The following is a 23,012-nucleotide window of genomic DNA, read 5'->3' as shown; positions in this document are numbered from 1 at the left end:
CTACTGGCCCAGAACGTCGTCAGCCCAGCGATCCACCAGTCTTTGGCGGTTCTCGGACGCATAGGCGGGATCATACGCGATCAGCTCGATCTCATCGAGCGACGGCACGCCTTCACCAGCATTCACATCGCCTCGCACCGGCAGGAAGTATGTCTTGGCATCAACCAGCGCCTGCTGGCCCTCGGCCGAGGTCATCCAGTCCACCAGCGTTCCGGCGTCTTCGAGGTTTTGCGCGCCGTTCAGGATCGACATCGCCGCGACTTCATAGCCAACACCTTCCGTCGGGAAGACCACGTCAACCGGAAAACCTTCGTCTTTCAACTTCAGGAACCCCGGCGAGAACTGGATCGCAATCGGAGTCTCTCCGACGCTGAGCGCGCCAGAAGGTGCGGTGCCGCTTTGCGTATAGGTCTGAATGTTGGGGTTCAATTCCCTCATGAACTCAAAGGCAGCATCCTCGCCCATGATCTCGCGCAGGGTCAAAACCACTGCATACGCCGTGCCCGAAGACTGCGGCGATGGCATTTGGATCAACCCGCTATAGGCGGAATTGGTCAGGTCAGCCCATGACGTGGGCGCAGGCGCGCCGCGCTCTGCCAGAATGTCGGTGCGAACGCCAAACGCCAGCGGGTTGGTGTAAATTGCATGCCAGAACCCGTCGGCATCCCTGAACTGATCCTGCAACCCGTCGGCATTGGCCGAGATATACCCCTGCGTTAGGCCGCGCTCATGGGCAAGAATGTGGTTCTCGCTGGGTGCGCCGAACCAGACATCGGCTTGCGGGTTGTTCTGCTCGGCCTCAATCCGCGACAGGGCCGGACCCGACGACAGGAACACCATATCCACTTGAACGCCGGTGGCCTCGGTGAACGCCCGCAGAATGCTGGCCGAGTTTTCCTCATCGACGCTGGAATAAACCGTCAGTGCCTGCACAGCGGTTCCACCAAGCAGCGCCAGCGACGCAGCAACTGCGAGTGAACGAACGAACTTATTCATATATTGCCTCCCGAAACGGCACCTTGCCGCGATTGTGCCGGCGAAGACTAGATCAAAGCCATTGTGTGGGCAATCGCCTGTATAAGACTGTTTTGCCAGCAAAAAGAGGGGGTGTCCGCATATCGTGTTGGCGCGCTTCGCTTTCGAATAAAAAGGCCAACATTCTTCCGTGTACACCACGGAGTAAACCCGTTGAGACGCCACATCTTTCGCCGTCTCTTAGATGCTCACGGAGATCTGAACCCTGCTCAGCTCGAGCTTGCCCAGATGATCGTCACGAACCTTCGACGACAAACGAAGGCGATCTCAGAGATTGAAGCGCGCTCAAGCAAAGTGAAACGGTGACCGTCCGGCGGTATCGAATACCGACAGAAGTTGGGAAGAACGCGCACAAACATTCAACGCTACCGGCACCGGGGGTGGCAAAAATTCTTCTCTAGCCCGACTGCCTCTGTCATAGGCCGCATCCACAGGGCCGACATGCTGCGATAACAGCTTGAACGACAGGCGCGGTTTTCTTTGGCGCGCCTTCGGGTTGCCCAGACGGTAGACTGTCAGCATCCGCAGGTGTGCCATGCACAACATCCTCAGGTCCACTTGGCCCGGTCGACGGCGGCATCATCGGTATGGCGCGCACGCTCAGCGGGAGGTTTGCCTGCGGTCCCCCACTCCCAGTCTTCGGAAACGGCAACTCGCCCGGCTACCGAGGTCGTGGATATCCGCTACGCGCTGGAAACAGGGCTGCTCGGAGTTTTCGGCCGCACGGGGGAGCGGGTAAGTAGACGCTGTTTTCGGCGATGTCGTTCGCGCTTTTCGGGGCGTGAACCAAGACCGATCGGGAAACATGTTCGCTGCGTTCGGATCGCTCGGCGCCAGATCTGCCCGCCGAAGTCGAACTTGTCTGTGCACTGGGTGCCAAGACTTACCTGATCCGTCGTCGTCCGGTGCAGGAACGCCCGAAAGCGCACAGCGCTTTCCCAGAAGACCCTTCACAACCACATTGTGTCGTCCAGCAGGCTCCCATCCTGTAAGCGATTGATGCCAGCGAATTGGCATCGCTAATGAATATAATTCTATTTGATTTCAAAGAACTACAACAAATGTGGAAAAATCTTCACTTTTTTCTTCTGTCTCTCTGCCTTCATCAACATGTCTTCTCTGAGCGGCGCGGCCGCTCTTACATTAACCGTAGCACATTTTGTGCGAGCATCAGGAGATCCGCAATGGACCTTAAGAAGTACACCCTCATTGATGATTGCTTTATCAAAGCCCGCTTTGGCTCCAAGAACGGAGATATCGAGATCGAAGCCGAAGTTTTCCCGGGTTGCCCGGCTTTCATCGAGCACGCGATCTGGGTGGAGACCGGTGAGCCGGCATTGGAACATGTTGCCGCAAACATGCCCGCAGTGCAGAAAAAGATTCGCAGCGTGGTTGATGGTTTCTTTGCAAAATGAAGTGCATTGCACGACGTAATACGGCTCTCCCGCACCCGTAAGGGTGCGGGAGAGCCCGCGATGCTGCCTTTGGGTTCATTTCTACAGCACCCACGAATGTTGGGGTGCGCGGCAAACTTTGCCTTCCGCTGCCTTGGATGTGATGCACCTAAATGCGTGACAACGGCAGAAATGATCGGCAACCAACATCGGCAAGAACTTTACCATCATGCGTGTAAATGCTATTGAATCAATAGGATTGCGCGAACAGGACATCGGCAAGATATGCTAGAAACACCCGGCAGAATAGAGCCTTGCTTCTTCGAAGAGCATATACCGGCGAGTTTGGCAGACCTATCGGTCGACATCCAGCGGGAGGCATCCCAGCTCGGGCGGGATCTTCATCCCGACAGCGCTGCCGAATTGGCCGATTTGGTGCGGGTGATGAATTGCTACTACTCGAATCTGATCGAGGGGCACAACACGCGGCCGCGCGATATCGAACGGGCGCTCGCCGGGGCCGAGCTCGAAGCCGAAACACGGCCACTGGCACTCGAGGCGCGCGCGCATGTCATTGTCCAGCGGTCCATCGACAAGATGCACCGGGACGGCGCCTTGCCGCGCCCGACTTCCGTGGAATTCCTGACTTGGGTCCACAAATCCTTCTACGATGAGATGCCCGAGGAATTCCGCAGCATCGAACATCCTGACGGCAGCACCGAGCCCATCGTTCCCGGTCGCATCCGGCAAGAGGGAGACCCTGAGGTTGCTGTTGGCCGCCACCTGCCGCCCTCGTCGGGTAGGGTTCCCGCTTTTTTGGATCATTTCGACAAGCGTTTCCAGATTGCGGCACGGTCTGCGAGTGGTCGGATCATCGCAATTGCCTCGGCGCATCACCGGCTGAATTACATCCATCCATTTCCCGACGGGAATGGGCGGGTCAGCCGCCTGATGTCGCATGCGATGGCGCTTGAAGCGGGCATCGGTGGCCATGGGCTCTGGTCGGTGTCGCGCGGCCTTGCACGCGGGTTGAGCGACCGCAGTGAGTACAAGCGGATGATGGATCTGGCAGTTAGCCCGCGGCGCGGTGATCGCGATGGGCGCGGAAACCTGTCTGCCGCAGCATTGAAAACATATTGCGAATGGTTTCTGAAAGTTGCGCTTGATCAGGTCACTTTTTCGAGCAAACTCTTTGATCTCGGCGGTCTGGAAAAGCGTTACCGGCGCTTGGTGCAAGACACCATCGATGACAAGCGCGCGCCCGATCTCATTTCAGCGGTTCTCCGGCATGGTGCGCTCGAGCGTGGCGATGCACAGATCGTGCTTAAGACCTCCGAACGCACGGCGCGCAACACGCTCAGCAAGCTCACGGCGGCGGGTTACCTGTCATCGGCGTCGCCGAAAACGCCGGTGCGTTTGGCGTTTCCGTTGGATTATCGCGAGCGATTGTTCCCCAACCTCTTCGCCGATGGTGACTTGCCCGAGTGAGCGGCGTCGCCAGATAGGGCGACAAGCAGCAGCGACATCCAAGATGCTTCGGATGCACTCTAGCCCTCCTCCGCCGCTGTTCGCGCATCGAACATCTGCACGGCATGTTGGATCTCAGAATAAAAGCGCAACCGGTCATGTTGCTGACCTGCACCCGCCCGCTACCGCACAACGAACTGGTCTAGCTACACGGCGTCGCTTCGCAAGCGCGGGTCGCTACTGATCTGGCTGGACAAGGGGATGATCTGGCTCGCGCCGCATGACAGCAGCCCCGGTCTCCACAATGCAAAAAGGACGCGTAGTTCCGCCGGCCTTTTTTTGACTGAACTCGACCGATTAGACGGATCAAACTCTGCAAAACCTCAGTTTGGTGCGATTGAGAGGCTGTTTTAGCCGGTATTGGTAGGCAATAGCTCCACCAAGCCCTGATCGCCCTGCGCCAGCGCACCTTGGGTTTGTTGGTGATATCACCCGCAAGGATCAACGCGTCGAGAGACGCCAGGAGCTCCGGATCGAGGGCCGCAAACGGATCACGACCGTCGCTGAGCCAAAAATCAAGGTGTAGGTCAGCAATCACGAGAACAGACATAGATACACCAACAATAAAGCACCCACTCAGATAGCTGCGCGCCACATTCGGAACCGGCCCTGCCCGGTGACTTCGTGAATCAAGCCATTTGCATGCATCCAGTTCAGATTTCTCTGCACAGCGGCGCGGCTTATGCCGGTCAACTCTTCTGCCATCGGGGCAGAGATCAGCGGCCACTCAGACAGCAATTTGCGCAGCGCTTCTGGCGTGCGGCCGGACAGTGTTGCCATACGCACCTCAGCTCGCTGCGCCCACGCCTCAATGTCATCAAGATGGCGCATCGCGCTGAGGATCGCACGGTCCATTCCATCGAGCCACCGCGCCAATCTTTCCGCAGGTGATCCGCCACCACGCAGCCCCCCTGCCCCGCCCATCGCGAGCGGCACGAAGATCGCGCCCGTGGCCTCCTCGGCAGCGATACGCGCGGCTGTTACAGCGGCTTCCGGCGTTTCACTATGGGGGCGCAAACCGACGAGGCTCCAGAGGTGATAGCACATACAGGCGCGGCTGATCGGATGCAGATCGGCACCCGTCTCCATCAGCGCAATCCAGCTTTCCGCGCGGTGAATGAATAGATCCGAGCCGTCCTTCGGGTGTTCGGGATCATGACGGCCGAGGAAAGCGGCGAAATTGCTCATCGGCCCCGGCCCAGCTGTCAATCGGCGCGCGGCCCAGCCCGCGCGAAGCAAGGCGCCGGTGTCTTCCTGCGCCGATGACAGCCGCAGTGCGAGCCATTGTGCCAGCCGGACCGCGGTGATCCGGTCACCGATACTCCAGCTCAGCTCGGCGGTTTCGATCAGCGCGAGGCGATGTCTCCAGCCCTCAGGCCCTCTTAACAGTCGGTCATTCAGCGCACCGAACCGGCCTGCGACCCGCGCCAATGGCGCCGCCAAGCCCGCCTCGGCGTCTAGCCACTCCGCAAGCAATGCGGCCTCGCCCACGTCAGCCCGAGAACTAGGAGTCAGATCATCGGTGTCGTCCCCAGGAGGCCCGGGCAGGAACCACAAATCATCCTCCGCGCCGGCTTGAGCCGGGGCGGTATACTCCAGACATTCATTCGTAAAGTCAGTGCGCTTGGACTTCATATGCGCATAATATGCCCATAATGCTCATTACCCAAGTGTTTTCAAAACATGCATTCTGGGTGCCGCAATCAAAGGCGCAAACAAGACGATGCGATCCGCCTAACCCGCTCTGTGATCATGTCCAGCGTAAGGAAACCAAGGGATTTCCAACGAGCACAGCCACAGAGCACGCGCTTGCATTCGTTTACAAACGATCGTTTAGTTATGACACCTTAAATTGCAAAGCGCCTCTTCTCATGTGTCTTATCGGCTATGCCCGCGTTTCGACCGACGATCAGACCCCCCTGCCCCAGTCGCAGGCGCTGAAGTCGGCGGGTTGTGTTGAGATCCATGAGGAACACGCCTCGGGCGGAGATCGCACACGTCCGGTCCTCGCGCGTGTGCTCGAGCGGATTGGCAAAGGCGACACGTTATTGGTTGTGCGGATCGACCGCCTAGCCCGGTCCCTCTCGCACCTCTTGCAAGTGATTGACCGTCTCGAGGCTCGAGGGGCGTTCTTTCGCTCGCTGCAAGACCCGATTGACACCGCCTCCCCGCAAGGAAAGTTCACATTGCAAGTGCTCGGCGCTGCGGCAGAGTTCGAACGCGCCTTGATCCGCGAGCGCACCAAAGCTGGGCTAGCCAGCGCCCGCAACAACGGGCGCATCGGCGGCAATCCGGGGCTGCGCGACAAAGACCCCGCCGCCCTGCGCAAGATCCAGCTGGCGCGGCAGGAGGGCTATCTGCAACGCCTGTCTAAGACCGCGCCCGATTGGGTGCCGCCTGTCCGGCGCCTGCGCCCCCTTCACGCTTGGGAAGACGTTGTGCGGATCATCAACGCCCCACTGCCACCCGAGCAACACTGGACACAAAGTCGCCTGCTGCGCGCCGTCAAAGCCTATGTGCGCAACGGGTTCCTGCCCGACACCGTGCTCGAGCGCACCACCCGCCGCGACATTGACGACCGCCTGCCCGCCATTGTTGCGGCACTCAAAACGGCCGATCCCGAGATCACTTTGCAAGCGATCTGCGACCGTCTCGAAGCGATGCGCGAACGCACCCCCCGCGGCCGCAGTCACTGGCAACCCTCGTCGGTGCGGATGCTTTTGGAGCAAGCACGACGACTGGGTTTGATGACGCGTTGATCTCGGTCGCAATTCTGCTCAGCAAAATCACTTTCATCCCCGCGATTGACGGCAGAGAAGTTGACAGCTGTCAACTTCGCGATCTCGGCGCTGGCTTCTGGTGACTTCAGGTCAAATTGATGGTGACCGGAACTCCGCATTGCGTCTTCAGTCACATCATCCTGCGGTAGGTCTTGCCACACTCCTGCGCAGTTTCGCTGCCTAGACAAGTCAGCGCAATCGCGTGGCCCTCCTCGAAATAGACACTAACCGCAGCTTTAGTCCCTATATCTGCGTCCGGCACACCGAGTTGACAGCTGTCAACTCTGCTCACGGAAAACTTCCACAACTTGAGAATTCACCACGCTACGGCAGCTGAATGCTCGAGAGAAGCGCTCACGACCGGAACATCTGTTGCAGGAGCGTCTCACTCCGCAAGACAGCGAATGGCTAGGTGCCATCAAATAATAAGGAGCCTCCCAAACAGCCCGAGTGAGATACATGCTCGATGGTTCTGTCAACTTTGAACCTTTCTTGCTTGGGAGCCACAGATCGCTTCAAACACTGAGCTCAGGCGGCTTTGGAGGTTTCGGATCGCAAGAGCGACATCACCATCGGCCCTGGCGAGAATGCCCCCTCGGCCGCTTTGGCGCTTAGAGAGCGCAGGTAGCCGCCAGGGCGGGCGATGGTGTCAAGACGTTGCAAAATATAGGCAACAACAATGGCCGCGACCTCTGGCCCCATAATCCGCTGCGCTTCGGCGAAGGCATCAGGACTGATCCCGATCATCGGGCGCACGATATCCGCGACTCTGATCAGATCATGCCAGCTGCGCAATGGGTCTGGCGCATAGAGCGCGATCTCTGGAACGGCCTTCAACACCAACCCCAAGGGCAAGGGAGGCTCAGTTGGGCGCACGGCCGAAACCTCTTGCTCTTCTAAGCAAGGTTCAGATTCATAAGAGTCTTTCTTTGAATTCTGATAGTGCCGCTCATTTTGAGCGTCAGTGCCGTGCGTATTCTGTGTTTCCAAGACTTTCAGGCGGGCTTTAACTTGCCCCAAAAGGTCGGCTGAGGTCTCGCGCAGCTCTTCAAGTTCAGCGAGTTGCAGGCGCCGGCGGGTGGAGCGCTGTGCCAGCCGGATGGCATCCTCGAGCGCATCCCAATTGCCACCCATTTCCTCGCGCCCCCAGGCGGCGAGCTTGCTGGCATCACGCAGAAGCATTACCACGGCTTCCCGCGTCCGCTTGAGCTTCAACGCGGCGGCTCGGGCGTCATCGGCCTTTGCAGCGATCTCGGGCGCGCGCACGAGGAGGGGCCGCAGATCGAAGCCGAACACCGCCTGCACCTGTCCGCTGCTGCCACGCGCCGCAAAGCGCTTGCCGTTGGGGCTGTCACGGCGCGCCAGAAGGCCGGCCTTCACCAAAGCCGACAGATGCCGCCGTAGGGTGCTCTCGGCCATGCCATGGGCGCGGTCGCAGAGGCTGGCGTTCGAGGGATGCACCACCAATTGCCCGCCGTCGCGCAGCTCGGCATCGGGATGAAACGACAGCAGCGCCGCCAGAACCGCCAACGCGCGGTCGCTCACGCAGAAGGCAACACGCGCAGCGGTAAGGTCGCGCAAGATCGCCCATTTGTCGGCGCTGCCTTGCGGGGCAGGGGCCTGCGCGAGCTGTTGACTATGGATCAGCCGTGCCGTCATCGGCTGGCGCCCGAAGGGGGTCAGGGAAATATGTTCCATTTTTACTGTCACGCGACAATAATCAGCCCCGCGTCCCAAAGACGTTGTTGACAGCTGTCAACGTTGAGCCGTATCTTCAGATTGCTAGATAAGAAGACGGGCCCTTCGGAATGTCATGTTCCGGGGGGTCTTTTCTTTTGTCGGTTGCGTGCCTTTCCTGTTGTTGCTGCTCGGTTACTCTCCGCGCTGGTTCTCCCAGTCGCGGTGAATCTGGTTAATATTCTGCGCCAGCCACTCGCCAAACTCCTGCGGCACATCGATCACGCAGCGGCCCTTATCGGTGCGGATGCTGCCGATCGGCTCGCCCTGCGCTAACAAGCCACGGAAATCATCCGGCGCCTTTGGTTTGCGTTGAGGAGCAAGGTCGTTGAACACAGCGACGAAACGCGCGTCGGAATCCGGGCCTTGCGCCGCCGCAATCAAGGTATCGAGATCGCGGTCCTTGGCGCGGGTGGCGAGTGTCAGCCAGCGGTCACGACCTGCCGAAGGTGCCGCGCCAATCGCCTGGATTAGCGGCTCGGGCAAAGCGTCGACCACGGTCAACATGCGGCTGATAACTGTCTTATCGGCGTGTAGCGCCTCGGCAGTGATCTTGCGATCAAAGCCCATTTCGATCATCGATTTTGCAAACAGCGCTTTCTCGATGAACGAGAGGTCGCGGCGCGCGCTATTCTCCTGTCCCTGCGCGACAACCAAATCGCGGTCGTTGATGTCGCGCACAAAAGCGCGCACCGGCATATCCAGCCGCCGCAGCGCAGCGATCCGGCGGCGGCCATAGACCACCTCATAACGACCCTCGGCGTTCGGTGAATGCCGTAGCATGACCGGAACCTGTTGCCCATGCTCGCGCATCGAGTCGACCAGCGCTTCGAGGTCGGCTTCGGGTTCGAGCCGGTCGCGCAGACCGGCGCCGTCAATCAAATCAGCCGGGACGTCGACCAAAGCGCGGGTGCGCAAATCGGCGATCGAGCGGCTGACCGCGCCGATCGCGCCGCCGGTCATCCGCGGGGCGGAGTTGCGCGGAGACGTAGAGTCCTCGCCGCTCATCAACCCTTTCAAGAGATCTTTACGTGCCATTTTGCTCTCCTCAACCCCGGCCCCACGCGGATTGAACCAAGGCTTCAATCTCGCTGTTGACCGAATTCAGGCTTTCCAGCGCGCGCTCATAGGTCGCGCGGGTGAATTGCGATTTCTCGACTTCGTAGAGTGTTTGCTTGGTGATCCCGGCGTCCGAAATCGCGGTGGATTTCAGCACTGGATGATTCAGCACATGATCGCCGAAGAGATTGCGCATAAAGCTGACCATCTGGTTCTGCGGCCCGTCGCCGGGCTCGTAGCGGGTCACCAGATAACGCAACCAATCGTATTGCATATTGCCGCCAGCATCGGCAACGACGCCAAGCAGGTTCGAGGTCATCAGCAAAAACTGGCACATCGACATCACATCGAGCATCTGCGGATGCACGGTGACCAGAACGGCGGTGGCGGCGGAAAGCGCGGACATTGTCAGGAACCCCAGCTGCGGCGGGCAGTCGATAACAACCACGTCGTAATCGGCTTCCACCTCGGCCAGTTTCTCGCCAACTTTGGTAAAGAACATATGACCGGACCGCGCGGCGAGCGCACGCGGCGTCTCATGCTCGAACTCCATGAGGTCGAGATTTCCGGGAATGATATCGAGCCCGTGGATGTAGGTTTTGCGGATCACATCGCGCAGGGGCAGGGGGTCTTCATAGCGGATCGCGTCGTAAAGCGTGCCCCCGTCAAGCAGGTCAAACTCGGGCTGAAACCCGTGCAACGCGCTGAAACTGGCCTGCGGATCGAGATCGATGCCAAGCACACGGTAGCCGTCGAGCGCCATCTTCTGCGCCAGATGCGCGGCGGTCGTGGTCTTGCCCGATCCACCCTTAAAATTGATCACCGTGATCACTTGCAGATGATCATCCGGCCCGCGCCCATGCAAATAAGTGCCGGGAGCTTTGGCGCCTTTTTCGAGCATCACGCGCAGTTCCATCACCTGCGCGAGGCTGTAATAGCGTCGGCCGCCAGCGCGGATTTCCGGCTCGGGCCCGCGTCCGTCGAGGTGCAATTTGCGCAGATAGGCATCCTTGACGCCCAATAAATCCGCGACCTCACCCGAGGTGAACTTGCGCAGCTCCCGCTGTGCATCCGGCGGGAACAATTGTGCGCGATGCGCTTGCAATCGTTCCGACAGCCGCGCAGCATGCTCGCCGACCAGATGGTCGATGCGGTCCTCACGTTTCATACTCTGCCCTTCGCCGAGTTTCCGTTTGTTACGGTTTTCAGCTGTTTATTCGCTTCCTGCCGTAAATGAATGGCCTGTCCGGGCGAGTCGCGCAAGTCTTTTTCGATATATTGTGTCTAATCCTGCTTGAGCCACAACCTGCGCGAGGCTGGGAAGGCGCGTGCAAAAGAAAAGCCAACCAGTGAAAATCGTTTTTTTTCAGCGTGTTAAGGGTCGATCTTCATGTATTACTTTAACCAACTCCTCCACATACGAGTGGGGCCTCTCGCAACATGCCTGCGCCGAGATATGCCAATCATCGCCTTTTTCCGGCTCAAACAGTGTCTAACAAACCATACCTGCCTCGGCAGCCATGAGGGTCGTTCGGCCTCATGCAGTGCGATTCGCTTGGGAAGAGCAGCGTGTTTTGGCAGCGACCGCCGGTGGATATTGTGCCTGTATAAGGCACAGGCCCCGTTTATGCGTCCTCATTCAGCGAGAAGTTGAAATCGACCTTCAGTGCGGGAAACTGCGGCAGGGGGGCGGCTGCGACGGAGGCAGCGTGCTGCGCGTCGACGCCCAGCACCCGCATGATCGCCTCGGCCATGGTCGAGACCGACGTAGGCGCGGAAACGCCGTCGGTTATATCGGTGATAGTGCCCGCCAATAGCCAGATCAAATAGCTCCAACCCGCGGCCACATCATTGCCCGGCAGGTTCAGATGTCCGGCGTCATGGGCCACGCGCATGTCCTCGAGCCCGAAAGAACGAAACCCGATATTCATCCGGCGCACCATAAGATCCGTGCGTTTCAGCCACCAGTGCCACATCGGATCCGACAGCATTTCATGTGCAGTGAGGCGAACGGAATTGCCGATGACGGCGACCGGATCGGTGACGCCCTCTTGCTGATTCGCCATTCTGTTGCGCTGCCCGAGGTTGTGGATCACGCAATCGAGCACTTTTTCGGCGATCTCGTCTTTGGATTGGAAGTAGCTGTAAAATGTGCCGAAGCCGATATCGGCCTCATCGGTGATCTGCTGGATCGTCGTCCGATCAACGCCTTGATCCGACATAAGTTTATGGGCCGCTGCGATCAGCTTTGCGCGGGTGCGGATCTTTCGCGCGGTAACACGTCCCATGGTCTCTGTCTTTCTGGTTTCACCCTGCCGACCTTATGCCAGAGGCGGTCGAGCGTCAAAGCAGTTGACAGAAGTCCGAAAACGATCATCTATCATAAATGATATGTCATCAGCTTTGCGTCAGGGAGGAACGGCGCGGCCTGAAGACGGGTCTGCAACGGGAGGAACCGGACCATGAAAACCCAGACTGACACGCGCAAACTGGTCGCACCGACACGGCGCGACATACTCAAATACGGCACGGCGATGACGACGCTGGCGGCCAGCGGCGGGCTCGCTGCTCCGGCGCTGGCGTCGACTGGCGGCACCATCCGCATCGGCTTTGTCAGCCCGCAAACCGGACCATTGGCGGCATTTGGCGAGGCGGATGATTTCGTCCTCGCAGGCGTTCGCGCCGCGCTGGCCGAGGGGCTGGTAATCGACGGGACAAGCTATGACGTCGAAATTCTGGCGCGCGACAGCCAGTCCAACCCCAGCCGTTGCGCCGAGGTCACCGCCGATCTGATCCTGCGCGATGAGGTGCAATTGCTCTTGGGTTCGTCAACCGGCGACACCACCAATCCGGTCGCCGATCAGGCCGAGATCATGGAGGTGCCCTGCATCACCACCGACACCCCTTGGGAGGCCCATTTCTTTGGCCGCGGCGGCAACCCCGCCGTTGGTTTTGACTGGACCTATCACTTCTTTTGGGGCTTGGGGGACATGTTGGGGGTCTTTACCGACATGTGGGATACGCAAGAGACCAACCGCTCGGTCGGCGCGTTCTTTACCAATGATGTCGAGGGCGTTGCCCTGTCGGACGCCGAGCTTGGCTTTCCGCGTTTTATCCGCGAGGCGGGCTATGAACTCGACCTGCCCGGTCTGGCGACACCGATGTCCGACGAGCACAGCGCTTTCGTTTCCAGCTTTGCATCATCGAATATCGAGATCCTGACCGGGGCCGTGACACCGCCAGACTTTGCCACCTTCTGGTCGCAGGCAGCGCAGCAGGGTCTGCGTCAGCGGCTGAAATTCTGCACCATTGCCAAGGCGATGCTGTTTCCTGCAGCGGTGGAATCGCTGGGCGACACCGGCGACGGCATCACCACCGAGGTCTGGTGGTCACCAAGCCATCCTTTCTCATCGGGTCTGACCGGCCAATCCTCGGCGGAACTGGCCGGGGCATTTACCGCGGCCACCGGACGGCAATGGACGCAGCCCATCGGCTTTAAACATGCGCTGTTGGAAGTCGCCGTCGATGTGCTCAAACGCTCGGGCAACCCGATGGATGCGGGCGCAGTGCGCGACGCGATTGCAGCGACTGATTACCAATCCGTCGTTGGTCCGGTGAACTGGTCGCAAGGCGGCCCGACGAACCCGATCCGCAATGTCTCGACCACGCCTTTGGTCGGCGGCCAATGGAAGCTGCGCAACGGTGAGTTCAAATACGAGCTCGAGATCGTCAACAACCAGCGCGCACCTGGTATTTCAACGACCGGATCGCTGGAACTGCTGAGCTGATCCCGCCCTCATCGGGCCGTCCTGCCCATCGGCAGGGCGGTGCTTTCAATTGCTTCCGAGGTTCAGATGACAAATCCTACCAATCCTGCACGCGGCGCTGTGTCGTCGAGTGCCAGGCTTTTCGACACCGAAAACCTGATCAATCCCTATCCCCTTTACCAAGAGCTGCGCGACGCCGGACCGGTGATCTGGCTTGAGGCTTACGGGCTTTATATGCTGCCCCGATATGCCGAGACCAAACAGGCGCTCGAGGATTGGGAGAGCTTTTCTTCCGCCGGTGGCGTGACGATGAATGACGAGATGAACGAGAAGCTGCGCGGCGGCCTCTTATGCTCGGACCCGCCACGTCATGATGCCCTGCGTAAGGTGATCGAACGGCCGGTGACGCCGAAAGCCTTGAGCCAGTTGCGCAACCGCGTCGCCGAGGAGGCCAAAGAACTGGTCATTCGTCTGGTCGAGCAGGGCAGCTTTGACGCGGCAACCGAATTGGCCCAGCATTTGCCGGTGACCATCGTGTCCGATTTGGTCGGCCTGCCCGAGAAGGGGCGCGAGCGGATGCTGGCATGGGCGCCGGCGAATTTCGATTGCTTCGGACCGGCAAATTCGGACCGCACCAAAGCGGCGATGCCGATTGTCGGTGAAATGGTCAATTACGCCTTTACCCAATGCGTGCCCGGCAAGCTGAAACCCGATGGCTGGGCGCAGATGATCTGGGATGCGGCCGAGCGCGGCGAGGTCAGCGTCGAGGACGCGCCCTTCATGATGAATGACTATATGGGGCCGTCTCTGGATACGACGATCTTTGCCACCACCTGGCTGGTCTGGCTCTTTGCCAAACACCCCGATCAATGGCAAAAACTGCGCGACAATCCGGCGCTGATCCCCTCGGCGATCAACGAGGCGGTGCGGCTGCACAGTCCTATCCAGAATTTCTCGCGCTATGTTGCCAAGGATGTCGAGATCGGCGGCGTCACCCTGCCTGCGGGCAGTCGTGTGATCATCGCTTACGGCTCCGCCAACCGTGATGAGCGCAAATGGGACAATCCGACCGAATTCGATATCCTGCGTCGCGACAGCAACGATCATCTGGGCTTTGGCCATGGCGAGCATAATTGCGTCGGCAAGAACCTTGCGCGACTCGAAATCCGCGCGTTGCTGACGGAATTGCTCCCGCGGGTCGAGCGTTTCGAGCTGCTGGAGGCGCAGATTTTTCACAACAACATCCTGCACGGCCTGCAATCCTGCCGCGTCACGGTTCACTGACGGAGTTCCCATGCCCAAGGCCACCTATATCCTTCCCGATGGCAGCAAAAACACATTGGCGGTTCCCAATGGCCAAAGCCTGATGGAGGCCGCCATTCATAACGGTCTCACCGCAATTCTGGGTGAATGCGGCGGCTCGCTGGCCTGCGCGACCTGTCATTGTTTCGTCGAAGATGCGCCCGGCCCCTTGCCGGAGATCTCGGATCACGAGGATGCGATGCTGGACATGACCGCGACCGACCGCACCGAGCAATCGCGCCTGTCGTGCCAGATCATCATGAGCGATGCGCTCGACGGGATTGTCCTGCGGGTGCCCGACGAGATGTGACAATAGCCGCGCCGCCTGCAGGATCAGGGGATGCCACTCTGAACCGATGGGCGGCGCGGCTTGCTAATTGTGAAGGGTTAATAAGATCTGCAGCACCATCGAATGCGCGCCGGTTCGGGCGCCGCATAGGGCTGCAGGTTCTCTTTCCCATCCGCCAAATGCGATCTCAGTTCACTCGCGATCCGCAGATATATTTTCGAGCGACGGCATAAGTGTCGGGGTGACTGCTTGTCTTTAGCGTTGTTTTTCAACGACTTATCAATCAACTCCGCGACATACATAAGTGTATTGACTCAGCGCGCATCTGCCCCATACACTTCAACATGCAGATGTGTATGGAGAGCGTCTGGGGAGGAGCTATATGTTTTCGGTCGATTGGTCGCTGTCTAAGCGGCAGCACACCCCTATGCGCGAAACCCTCACGATTCCGGTGTCGGACGGGATCACGCTGGCAGCCGTGGTGACGCGGCCGCAAGGTGCAGGGCAGTATCCCGCAGTGGTCAGCGCGCATGCCTACAGCACGGACGAGCAATTCATGCCGATGCGGCCCATCGGGTTTAGCCATGATCGCGGACATCTGGAGGCCGGTTCAGCCGATTTCTTTGCCCGCCGGGGCTATGCGCATGTTGTGGTCAATGTGCGCGGGACAGGGGCATCGGGGGGGACCTATGAAAACCTCGGTCCGCGCACGATCAAGGATCTGGCCGAGGCGATCGGCTGGCTGGCGGAACAACCGTGGTGTTCGGGCAATCTGGGCATGTTTGGTATCTCGTTCTTTGCCATCGTCCAGCCGCTGGTCGCGCAACTATCACCCCCCGCGCTGAAGGCGATCTTTGCGCCCTATGGTTATACCGACATGTACCGGGACCGCTATTATCACGGCGGCATCCTCAGCCACCGCTTCATGCAGATGTGGCTGCCCAGCCTCGACAATGCGCGGCTGAAAAGCCTGCTGGTCGACGAGATCGGCCAGACCGCTTTTGACGCCGGAAACGCCGAGGCCAGCGCCGATGATGACCTGATGTCGGTCGATTTCCTGCGCAAGATCCTGACCGATCCTCTGGCCGGACAGAACGGCATGATCGCCGACATTCTGCAAATGCCGCTGGATAACGCCTATTTCCGGGCTCGGTCGGTTGACTATGATCGCGGATGCACGGTGCCGGGGTATTTCGGCGCGTGTTGGGGCGTGCATGGGCTGCATTTGCCGGGGGCGCTGCGCAGTTTCCAGAACTGGAACGGCCCGCGCAAACTGACCATCGGCCCGCCGGTCTATCTGGACCGGCCGTTCTATCAGTATCACCTTGAGGCGCTGCGCTGGTTCGATCATTGGCTCAAGGAAAATGATACCGGGATGATGGACGAGCCCGACGTCAACCTATTCGTTGTCGGCACCGGCACCTGGAAAAGCGCCGCCAAATGGCCCTTGCCCGAGACACGCTTTACCCGCTTTTACCTGCATGAAAACGGCGAAATGTCCGAGCGCGAGTATGCGGCAGGCGAGGGGGCCACGTCTTTTGCCGACTCGCCCTACAAGCGCGAAAACGTCGAGTTCTGGTCGTATCCGATGGTTGAAGAAACCGAGGTCTGCGGGCCTATGGTGCTGAACCTGCACGCCAGCACCACCGACACCGAGGCGCTATTCTTCGTCTCGATCCTGCACCGCGACGCCGAAGGCAAGGAAACGCTGCTGACCCGGGGCTGGCTGCGTGGCTCGCAGCGCGCAACCGACCCCGAGCGCAGCACGCCTTGGCAGCCATGGCACCCCCACGACAAGCGTGAGCCGCTTGAGCCGGGCGCGGTGACCGAGTTCGCCATCGAGGTGCGCCCCTATGCCATTGCGCTGAAACCCGGCGAGCAACTAGGGTTGCGGATCAAATGCGCCGATGACGAGGCCCCGGCGCAGGCTCTGGATGCAATCTGTCAGGGCCATTTGTGGAGCGCCAAAGCGGCACGGGTCACGATCCATCACAACGCCGAGCACCCGTCGCATCTGGTGGTGCCGGTGACCGCTGGCAACCGGATCGGCACCTTCGTCTCCGGGGGACGCCTGACATGAGCGCTCAAGGCATAGGGCTGGCCGGATTTGTCGCGCTGCTGGCGCTGATCGCGCTGCGCGCGCCGATCGGGCTGGCACTGATGATCGTGGGCGGCGGCGGCCTGACGCTGATCCACGGCTGGGACACGATGCTCTTTGTGGTGTCGCAAGCGCCGGTTTCCGCGCTGTCGAACTACACGTTATCGACCTTGCCGATGTTCCTGTTCATGGGCGTGCTGGCGGTGCGTATCGGTATGGCGGATGCGATGTTCACAGCGGCCAATACCTTTGTCGGGCACCGCCCGGGCGGGCTGTCGATGGCGTCGATCCTGTCTTGCGCCGGCTTTGGCGCGGTCTGCGGAACCAGCGTCGCCACGGTCAGCACCATGGCGCGCATCGCGGTGCCGCCAATGCTCAAGCTGGGCTATAACTCGCGGCTGGCCGGTGGATCAGTCGCGGCCGGGGCGACGCTGGGGATCCTGATCCCGCCGTCGCTGCCGCTGATCGTCTATGCGATCATCACCGAAACCTCGATTGGACGCCTGTTCGCCGCGGGCTTTCTGCCCGGGTTGATCGCCACGCTGTTCTATATGGCGACGGTCTGGGTTTGGCTGCGGTTCCGCCCCGATTACGCGCCGCTGGGCACCCGGGTTTCGTGGCGCGGGCGCGTCGCCTCGCTCCGCAATATTTGGGGAATCGCGGCACTGTTCACGCTGGTGATGGGCGGCATTTTCGTCGGCTTCTTCACCCCCACCGAAGGCGCAGCCATCGGGGCTGCGGGCGCGATGCTGGTGGGGGTGATCAGCCGCCGTCTCTCCATGCGGGTGTTCCGCGAAGCCATCGCCGAGACCGTGCAGCTCTCAACGATGATCCTGTTCATCGTCATCGGCATCAGCTTTTACGAGTATTTTCTGCAAGCCTCGCGCATTCCCAACGCCATCGTGGATTTCGTGACCTGGATGGATCTGTCGCCGACCGGCCTGATCCTGCTGCTTTTGGCTTTCTTTGTCCTGATGGGCTGCGTGCTCGATTCGATTGCCATCCTGTTCATCTTTACGCCGGTGGTGTTCCCGCTGGTCCAGCAGGCCGGGTTCGATCCGGTCTGGTTCGGCATCATCATGGTGATGGTGGTCGAGTTCGGCCTGCTGACCCCGCCCATCGGCATGAACGTGTTCCTGCTGTCGCGCGTGACACCGCAGATCTCGATCATCGATGCCTTCGCGGGTGTGATGCCCTTCGTGGTCGCCGATATCTTGCGTATCGCGCTGTTCATCGTCTTTCCCGGACTGGTGCTATTTCTGCCCAATCTTTTATTCAACTGAGGAGGCCCTGACATGGTTGATAGGTTGCAAAGGCTACTCTCGCGCCTCGCGCAGATCATGGCGTGGCTGGCCGGGTTGGGTCTGGTTTCGATGGTGGCGATCGTTGTGCTTGATGTTCTTGCGCGGCATCTGGCGCCCGGCTTTTCGATCCATGGTGCCATTGAACTGGTCGCGCTGTTGATGGTGGTTGTCGGCTTCTTTGGCCTGCCGGCGGCCTTTGATCGTCGCACGCATCTCAACGTCGAGGTCGCCACGGCTGCCGCGCCGGCCTCGCTGCGCCGGGGGCTTGACGTGTTCTGGAGCCTCGTCGGCGCGGGCGGCGTGCTGTTCTTGTGCTGGATGGCGCTGGACACCGGCATCTACCTGCAGCGCACCGGACAGGTGACCGAGATCCTGCACATCAAGCCGCTGGTCACTTACGGCATTGCCGCTTTTGGCTTGGGTGTTGCCCTGCTGGCGGCGCTGAACGGGGCGCTGGGGATCGCCCAGGGGCGGGTGTCCGTCGAGAATTCTACTGAACTTTAATGTCACAATCTGGGAGGAATGACATGACTGCAATCAAGAGCCTGGCCTTTGCGGCCGCCCTCACGCCGCTGGCGACGCTGGCCTATGGTGCTGATTTCACCTTGCGTTACAGCACCATGGGGTCGCCGACGGCACCGCTGTTCGTGTGTGGCGCACAAAGCATGATGCAGGACCTCGCCGAGGCCTCGGGCGGCAGGATCGATTTTGAATCCTATCACGGCGGCACCGCCTTTGCGAACCCGACGCTGCAATTCGAGCAGGTCGTGCGCGGCGTCACCGATATCTCGCAGGGGCCGCTGACCTATGTTCCCGGCCGCTTTGCCCTGTCGGAACTCGCCACCGTGCCGCTGCTGGTCGAGGACAACGTCGCCGGGTCGATCGCGATGACGCGCCTTGCACAGACCTGGCTGGCCGAGGAATTTGCCGATATCCACTTGCTGGCCATCATTCTGACCACCCCTTACCAGTTTCACATGGCCGCGCCGCTGGACGAGTTTACCGAACTTGAAGGCCGCCGGATGCGGGTCTCAGGTCCGGGCCTGACCGCGCTGACCGAAGCCTTCGGCGGAGTTCCGGCGGGGATGCCGCTGCCCGAGGTCTATGAAGCCATGCAGCGCGGCGTCATCGACGGGGCCATCGCGCCATGGACCGCGGTGCCGACTTTCCATCTGGACGAGGTCGCGCAACAACATATCCAAGGCGATCTTGCTGTTGGCCTCACTTTCATGGGCATGAGCCACCAGTTTTACGACTCGTTGCCCGCCGATCTGCAGGAACTGGTGGACACCCATTTCTCAGGTGATGCGGTCGCCCGACACGAAGCCGAGTGTTTCCAGCAGATCGACGCGCAGGCGATTGCCGCTGCGCAAGAGCGCGGCAACGAGATCATCGTTGTCTCGCCGGAAGATCGCGCTGCGGCGGCCGAACGCCTGCAACCGGTGATCGAACGCCTGATCGATGAAGTCGAGGCAACCGGCCGACCCGCGCGCGATTTCTACGAAGCCCTGCAGGCCGAGATGGCCAATGTTTCGGCCGAACTCGCCGCCGAGTAACCCGACAGCGCCGCCTCCGACCAACGGGAGCGGCGCACATTCATCATAGGGAGCCGCCCATGTCCCCCCGTCCGAACATCTTGTTCATCATGTGCGACCAGTTGCGCTGGGATTATCTCGGTTGCGCGGGCCATCCAGCATTGCAGACCCCCAACATCGATGCCCTGGCAGCTCGCGGCGTGCGGTTTGACCGCGCCTATGTTCAGGCACCCGTTTGCGGACCCTCGCGCGCCTGCACCTACACCGGACGCTATGTATCATCGCATGGGGCCAGCTGGAACGGCGTGCCGCTGGCACCGGACGAGATGACCATGGGTGATCATCTCTGCGCGGCATACCGCGTGGCGGTGGTGGGCAAAACCCATCTGCGCCGCGATCCCGCCGAATTGCGCCGCCTTGGGATTGATCCCGGGTCGCCGCGTGGCCGACACCTGATGACGGGTGGCTTCGAGCCCTTTGACCGCGATGACGGAATTCATACCGAACAGCTCATCTCGCGGCGGGGTGATGTGGCGTATAACAGCTGGCTGCGCTCACTGGGTTACGTTTCCAGCAATCCATGGCATGACTTTGCAAATTCGGTTGAAACCCCGGAAGGCAGGGTGATTTCGGGTTGGGAGATGAAATCGGCCCCTTACCCCGCCCGACTTCCCGCCGAGCATTCCGAAACCGCCTATATGACCAACCGCGCCATCGAATTTATTGACGAGGCCGGCAAAGACCCCTGGCTCTTGCACCTGAGTTTCATCAAGCCGCATTGGCCCTATGTCGCGCCGGCCCCCTATCACGCCCTCTATTCGGCCGATGACGTATCGCCTGCCGTGCGCACCGAGACCGAGCGCCGGGAACCGCACCCGGTCTACGGGGCCTTCATGGGCCTGCAGCAGTCGGCGTCGTTCTCGCGCGATACCGTGCGCGAGGCTGTCATTCCCGCCTATATGGGCCTGATCACACAGATCGACGATGAGATCGGCCGGCTGATGGAACATCTTGCCGCTTGCGGGCAGCTTGAGAATACGGTTGTCGTGTTCACCTCGGACCACGGCGATTATCTGGGCGATCATTGGCTGGGCGACAAGGAACTCTTCCACGATGCCTCGTCCCGCGTGCCGCTCATTATCGCTGATCCGCGCGCCTCGGCGCAGGCGACACACGGCAACGTTGTGAATGATCTGGTGCAGTCGATTGACCTGCTGCCCACTTTTCTGGATCTGGCGGGGCTGCCGCCAGATGATCAGTATCTCGAGGGTGTAACGCTGGCCGGCTATCTGGACGGGACGCGCAGCCAGCCCGCGCATCAGGCGGTGCTTTCCGAGGCCGACTACAGCTATTCCGCCGCCCGTCTGGAGCTTGGTCTCGGCCCCACAGGGGCGCATGGTTTCATGCTCCGCACCGACCGCTGGAAGTATATTGCCTGGTTGGGGTATCAACCCCAGCTTTTCGATATGCAGGCAGATCCCGACGAAGTCACCGACCTCGGAACCTGCCCGAACCACCAGAATGAACGCAACACCTTGCAGGCGTTACTGTTCGACAAGATTGCCCGGCGGCGCTACAGGACCACAGAAGCCGACGCCGCCGTCGACAAGCGCACGGCAAAAGAGCATTTTGTTGGCGTCCGCATCGGAGAGTGGTGAATACCTGTGTCAAAGCAACCGACAACAAAACCCGGAGAAAGCCAGAGCGTGCATTTGACGCGCGACGACTGGATCGACGCCGCCTGGGGCGCGTTGTCCGAAGGGTCGTTGGATACGGTCAAGGTAGACCCAATTGCCAAGCGCCTGAAAGTCACGCGCGGTAGTTTCTATTGGCATTTCAAGAATCGTCAGGATCTGATTGATGCGGTTGTTGACCGGTGGATTTACCGGCTCGGGCGCACGACGGCAGTGCATCACCTGATCGATTCAGAAAAGCCGCCTGCAGACCGGCTGTGGGACGTCTTCGAATACGTCATTCGAATGGTGAGCGGGCCGCAATCGGTGTTCCTGCGTCTGGCAGCGGCGAGTGATCCGCAGTTGCTGCAGCGCATCCAAAGCGAGGATGAAAACCGGATTCAGGGCTATACCCAGATTTTCTCTGCGATGGGACTCGATGAGGTTCGGGCACGGCGGATTGCCGAACATTACTATGTTATCGTGATGAGTGAATTTCTGCGGAATGGTTGCCTTGATCTGGACCAACGACTTGCCGCCGCCCGCGTTCAACATGAATTCGTCACCGAGACAGCGCGCCTGTTCCTCGAACACCCGCGCTGCGCTGTTCCGCCGTCGCGTTAGAACAGCGGTATTTCTTCCAAACGGTTCGGTTGAATTACTCGCCTGATGCGCGCGGGCTTTGTCAGGTTGTTGACGCGGACAGCTGCATGCTTTGCCATTGGACATGATCAGCCAGGTTTCACAATCTCGCATGAGGGGCTTTCGCTTCCCCCGCTCTATCATCGCTTACGCCGTCTGGGCGTATCATCGTTTTGCGCTGAGCCTGCGCGATGTCGAGGATCTGCTAGCCGAGCGCGACGTGATTACTTCGTATGAAAGCATCCGGGTGTGGTCCCAGCGGTTCGGCACACAGATTGCCGCCAAAATCCGGCGCGACCGTCCAGCACCGGCCGACAAATGGCACCTCGACGAGGCCATGATTTCGACCCGAGGCCAGAAGCACTGGCTTTGGCGCGCGGTCGACGCGAACGGCGACGTACTGGAGATCCTGGTCCAAAGTCGCAGGAACACTCATGCGGCCAAGCGATTTCTCCGAAAACTGAAGCAGCAAAGGGGCATGCCACGGGTTCTCGTGACCGACAAACTGCGCAGCTATCGCGCCGCCGTAAGGGGGCTTTGCTAAAGCATAGTTCATCGCTCACACAAAGGATTAAACAATCGCTCCGAGGCGTCGCACCGGCACACCAAACGGCGAGAAAAGATCATGGGCTGTTTTAAGTCCCCATGTCAGGCGCAGCAATTCCTGACCGTCCATGACCAGTCTACAACCATCTTCCGCCCCAAACGACATTGCCATTTCGCAGCAACCTACCGCCAATCTCGATCGTGTCCCAGGAACTGGTGTAACTTTGTTCTTCGGCCTTGGCTTGGCCGCAGTTACAGGGCGGCGATTGTCGCCGGGTCCATGGAGGTAGTGTCGCAAATGGCGGCGACGGTTTCCAGCGTCAT

Annotated in this window: 18 protein-coding genes and 2 pseudogenes; 14 read left to right on the top strand and 6 right to left on the bottom strand. The window is 60.1% G+C overall.

Annotation, left to right across the window (positions count from 1 at the left end):
* Window positions 1–996 (bottom strand): ABC transporter substrate-binding protein, encoded by a 996-nt coding sequence (locus DDE20_RS17470; protein ID WP_116559820.1) that lies wholly within the window; start codon window positions 994–996, stop codon window positions 1–3.
* Window positions 997–2,219: 1,223 nt separating this feature from the next.
* Between DDE20_RS17470 and DDE20_RS17460 the strand changes: the two genes are divergently transcribed.
* From DDE20_RS17460 to DDE20_RS17450, 3 genes and pseudogenes are all read left to right on the top strand, one after another.
* Window positions 2,220–2,450, top strand: a complete 231-nt coding sequence (locus DDE20_RS17460) for a hypothetical protein (RefSeq protein WP_116559819.1) — start codon at window positions 2,220–2,222, stop codon at window positions 2,448–2,450.
* A 264-nt stretch (window positions 2,451–2,714) separates the two neighbouring features.
* A complete protein-coding gene (locus DDE20_RS17455) occupies window positions 2,715–3,917 on the top strand; it encodes a Fic family protein (protein WP_116559818.1) in 1,203 nt (400 codons plus the stop codon).
* A gap of 147 nt (window positions 3,918–4,064) precedes the next feature.
* Window positions 4,065–4,193: pseudogene (locus tag DDE20_RS17450) on the top strand (IS5/IS1182 family transposase); the annotation flags it as partial.
* Between the two features lie 339 nt (window positions 4,194–4,532).
* Here the strand turns inward: DDE20_RS17450 and DDE20_RS17445 are convergent.
* Complete coding sequence (locus DDE20_RS17445; protein WP_240608202.1) at window positions 4,533–5,591, bottom strand: hypothetical protein; 1,059 nt, start codon at window positions 5,589–5,591, stop codon at window positions 4,533–4,535.
* A gap of 236 nt (window positions 5,592–5,827) precedes the next feature.
* On the opposite strand from DDE20_RS17445, the gene DDE20_RS17440 reads away from it, so the two are divergent.
* Entirely contained in the window at window positions 5,828–6,715 is an 888-nt protein-coding gene (locus DDE20_RS17440; RefSeq protein WP_116559817.1) for a recombinase family protein, read from the top strand.
* Between the two features lie 549 nt (window positions 6,716–7,264).
* On the opposite strand, the gene repC is transcribed toward DDE20_RS17440, so the two are convergent.
* From repC to DDE20_RS17420, 4 genes are all read right to left on the bottom strand, one after another.
* Entirely contained in the window at window positions 7,265–8,434 is a 1,170-nt protein-coding gene (gene repC, locus DDE20_RS17435; protein WP_116559816.1) for a plasmid replication protein RepC, read from the bottom strand.
* Window positions 8,435–8,608: 174 nt separating this feature from the next.
* Window positions 8,609–9,511: a plasmid partitioning protein RepB gene (gene repB / locus DDE20_RS17430; protein WP_116559815.1), complete on the bottom strand. Its 903-nt coding sequence runs from the start codon at window positions 9,509–9,511 to the stop codon at window positions 8,609–8,611.
* 10 nt (window positions 9,512–9,521) lie between these two features.
* Window positions 9,522–10,700 (bottom strand): plasmid partitioning protein RepA, encoded by a 1,179-nt coding sequence (gene repA, locus DDE20_RS17425; protein WP_116559814.1) that lies wholly within the window; start codon window positions 10,698–10,700, stop codon window positions 9,522–9,524.
* A 457-nt stretch (window positions 10,701–11,157) separates the two neighbouring features.
* Window positions 11,158–11,820, bottom strand: coding sequence for a TetR/AcrR family transcriptional regulator (locus DDE20_RS17420; RefSeq protein WP_116559813.1), 663 nt, complete (start codon window positions 11,818–11,820; stop codon window positions 11,158–11,160).
* A 174-nt stretch (window positions 11,821–11,994) separates the two neighbouring features.
* Here DDE20_RS17420 and DDE20_RS17415 point away from each other — a divergent pair, with 174 nt between their 5' ends.
* The 10 genes and pseudogenes from DDE20_RS17415 to DDE20_RS17370 all read left to right on the top strand — a co-directional run.
* Window positions 11,995–13,320: an ABC transporter substrate-binding protein gene (locus DDE20_RS17415; protein WP_116559812.1), complete on the top strand. Its 1,326-nt coding sequence runs from the start codon at window positions 11,995–11,997 to the stop codon at window positions 13,318–13,320.
* A 66-nt stretch (window positions 13,321–13,386) separates the two neighbouring features.
* Entirely contained in the window at window positions 13,387–14,583 is a 1,197-nt protein-coding gene (locus tag DDE20_RS17410) for a cytochrome P450 (protein WP_116559811.1), read from the top strand.
* A gap of 10 nt (window positions 14,584–14,593) precedes the next feature.
* The gene (locus DDE20_RS17405; protein ID WP_116559810.1) at window positions 14,594–14,911 is read left to right on the top strand and encodes a 2Fe-2S iron-sulfur cluster-binding protein; all 318 of its coding nucleotides are present in this window, start codon (window positions 14,594–14,596) and stop codon (window positions 14,909–14,911) included.
* Between the two features lie 406 nt (window positions 14,912–15,317).
* Window positions 15,318–16,970, top strand: coding sequence for a CocE/NonD family hydrolase (locus DDE20_RS17400; RefSeq protein ID WP_165814561.1), 1,653 nt, complete (start codon window positions 15,318–15,320; stop codon window positions 16,968–16,970).
* Window positions 16,967–18,271 (top strand): TRAP transporter large permease, encoded by a 1,305-nt coding sequence (locus DDE20_RS17395; protein ID WP_116559808.1) that lies wholly within the window; start codon window positions 16,967–16,969, stop codon window positions 18,269–18,271. The genes DDE20_RS17400 and DDE20_RS17395 overlap by 4 nt, the downstream gene beginning before the upstream one ends.
* 12 nt (window positions 18,272–18,283) lie before the next feature.
* Window positions 18,284–18,796: a TRAP transporter small permease gene (locus DDE20_RS17390; RefSeq protein WP_116559807.1), complete on the top strand. Its 513-nt coding sequence runs from the start codon at window positions 18,284–18,286 to the stop codon at window positions 18,794–18,796.
* A 23-nt stretch (window positions 18,797–18,819) separates the two neighbouring features.
* Window positions 18,820–19,848 carry a TRAP transporter substrate-binding protein DctP gene (dctP, locus tag DDE20_RS17385; protein ID WP_165814560.1) on the top strand — a complete coding sequence of 343 codons (1,029 nt, stop codon included), beginning with the start codon at window positions 18,820–18,822 and terminating at the stop codon, window positions 19,846–19,848.
* Between the two features lie 59 nt (window positions 19,849–19,907).
* A complete protein-coding gene (locus DDE20_RS17380) occupies window positions 19,908–21,485 on the top strand; it encodes a sulfatase-like hydrolase/transferase (protein WP_116559805.1) in 1,578 nt (525 codons plus the stop codon).
* A 54-nt stretch (window positions 21,486–21,539) separates the two neighbouring features.
* Window positions 21,540–22,124, top strand: coding sequence for a TetR/AcrR family transcriptional regulator (locus DDE20_RS17375; RefSeq protein WP_165814559.1), 585 nt, complete (start codon window positions 21,540–21,542; stop codon window positions 22,122–22,124).
* A gap of 103 nt (window positions 22,125–22,227) precedes the next feature.
* A pseudogene (locus DDE20_RS17370) lies at window positions 22,228–22,890 on the top strand (IS6 family transposase); the annotation flags it as partial.
* Window positions 22,891–23,012 lie beyond the last annotated feature (122 nt).

Source organism: Pararhodobacter oceanensis (assembly GCF_003076755.1).
GTDB classification, from domain to species: Bacteria; Pseudomonadota; Alphaproteobacteria; order Rhodobacterales; family Rhodobacteraceae; genus Pararhodobacter; species Pararhodobacter oceanensis.
Note: the sequence above shows the minus strand (reverse complement) of the source record. Positions and strands in the feature narration are given on the sequence as shown.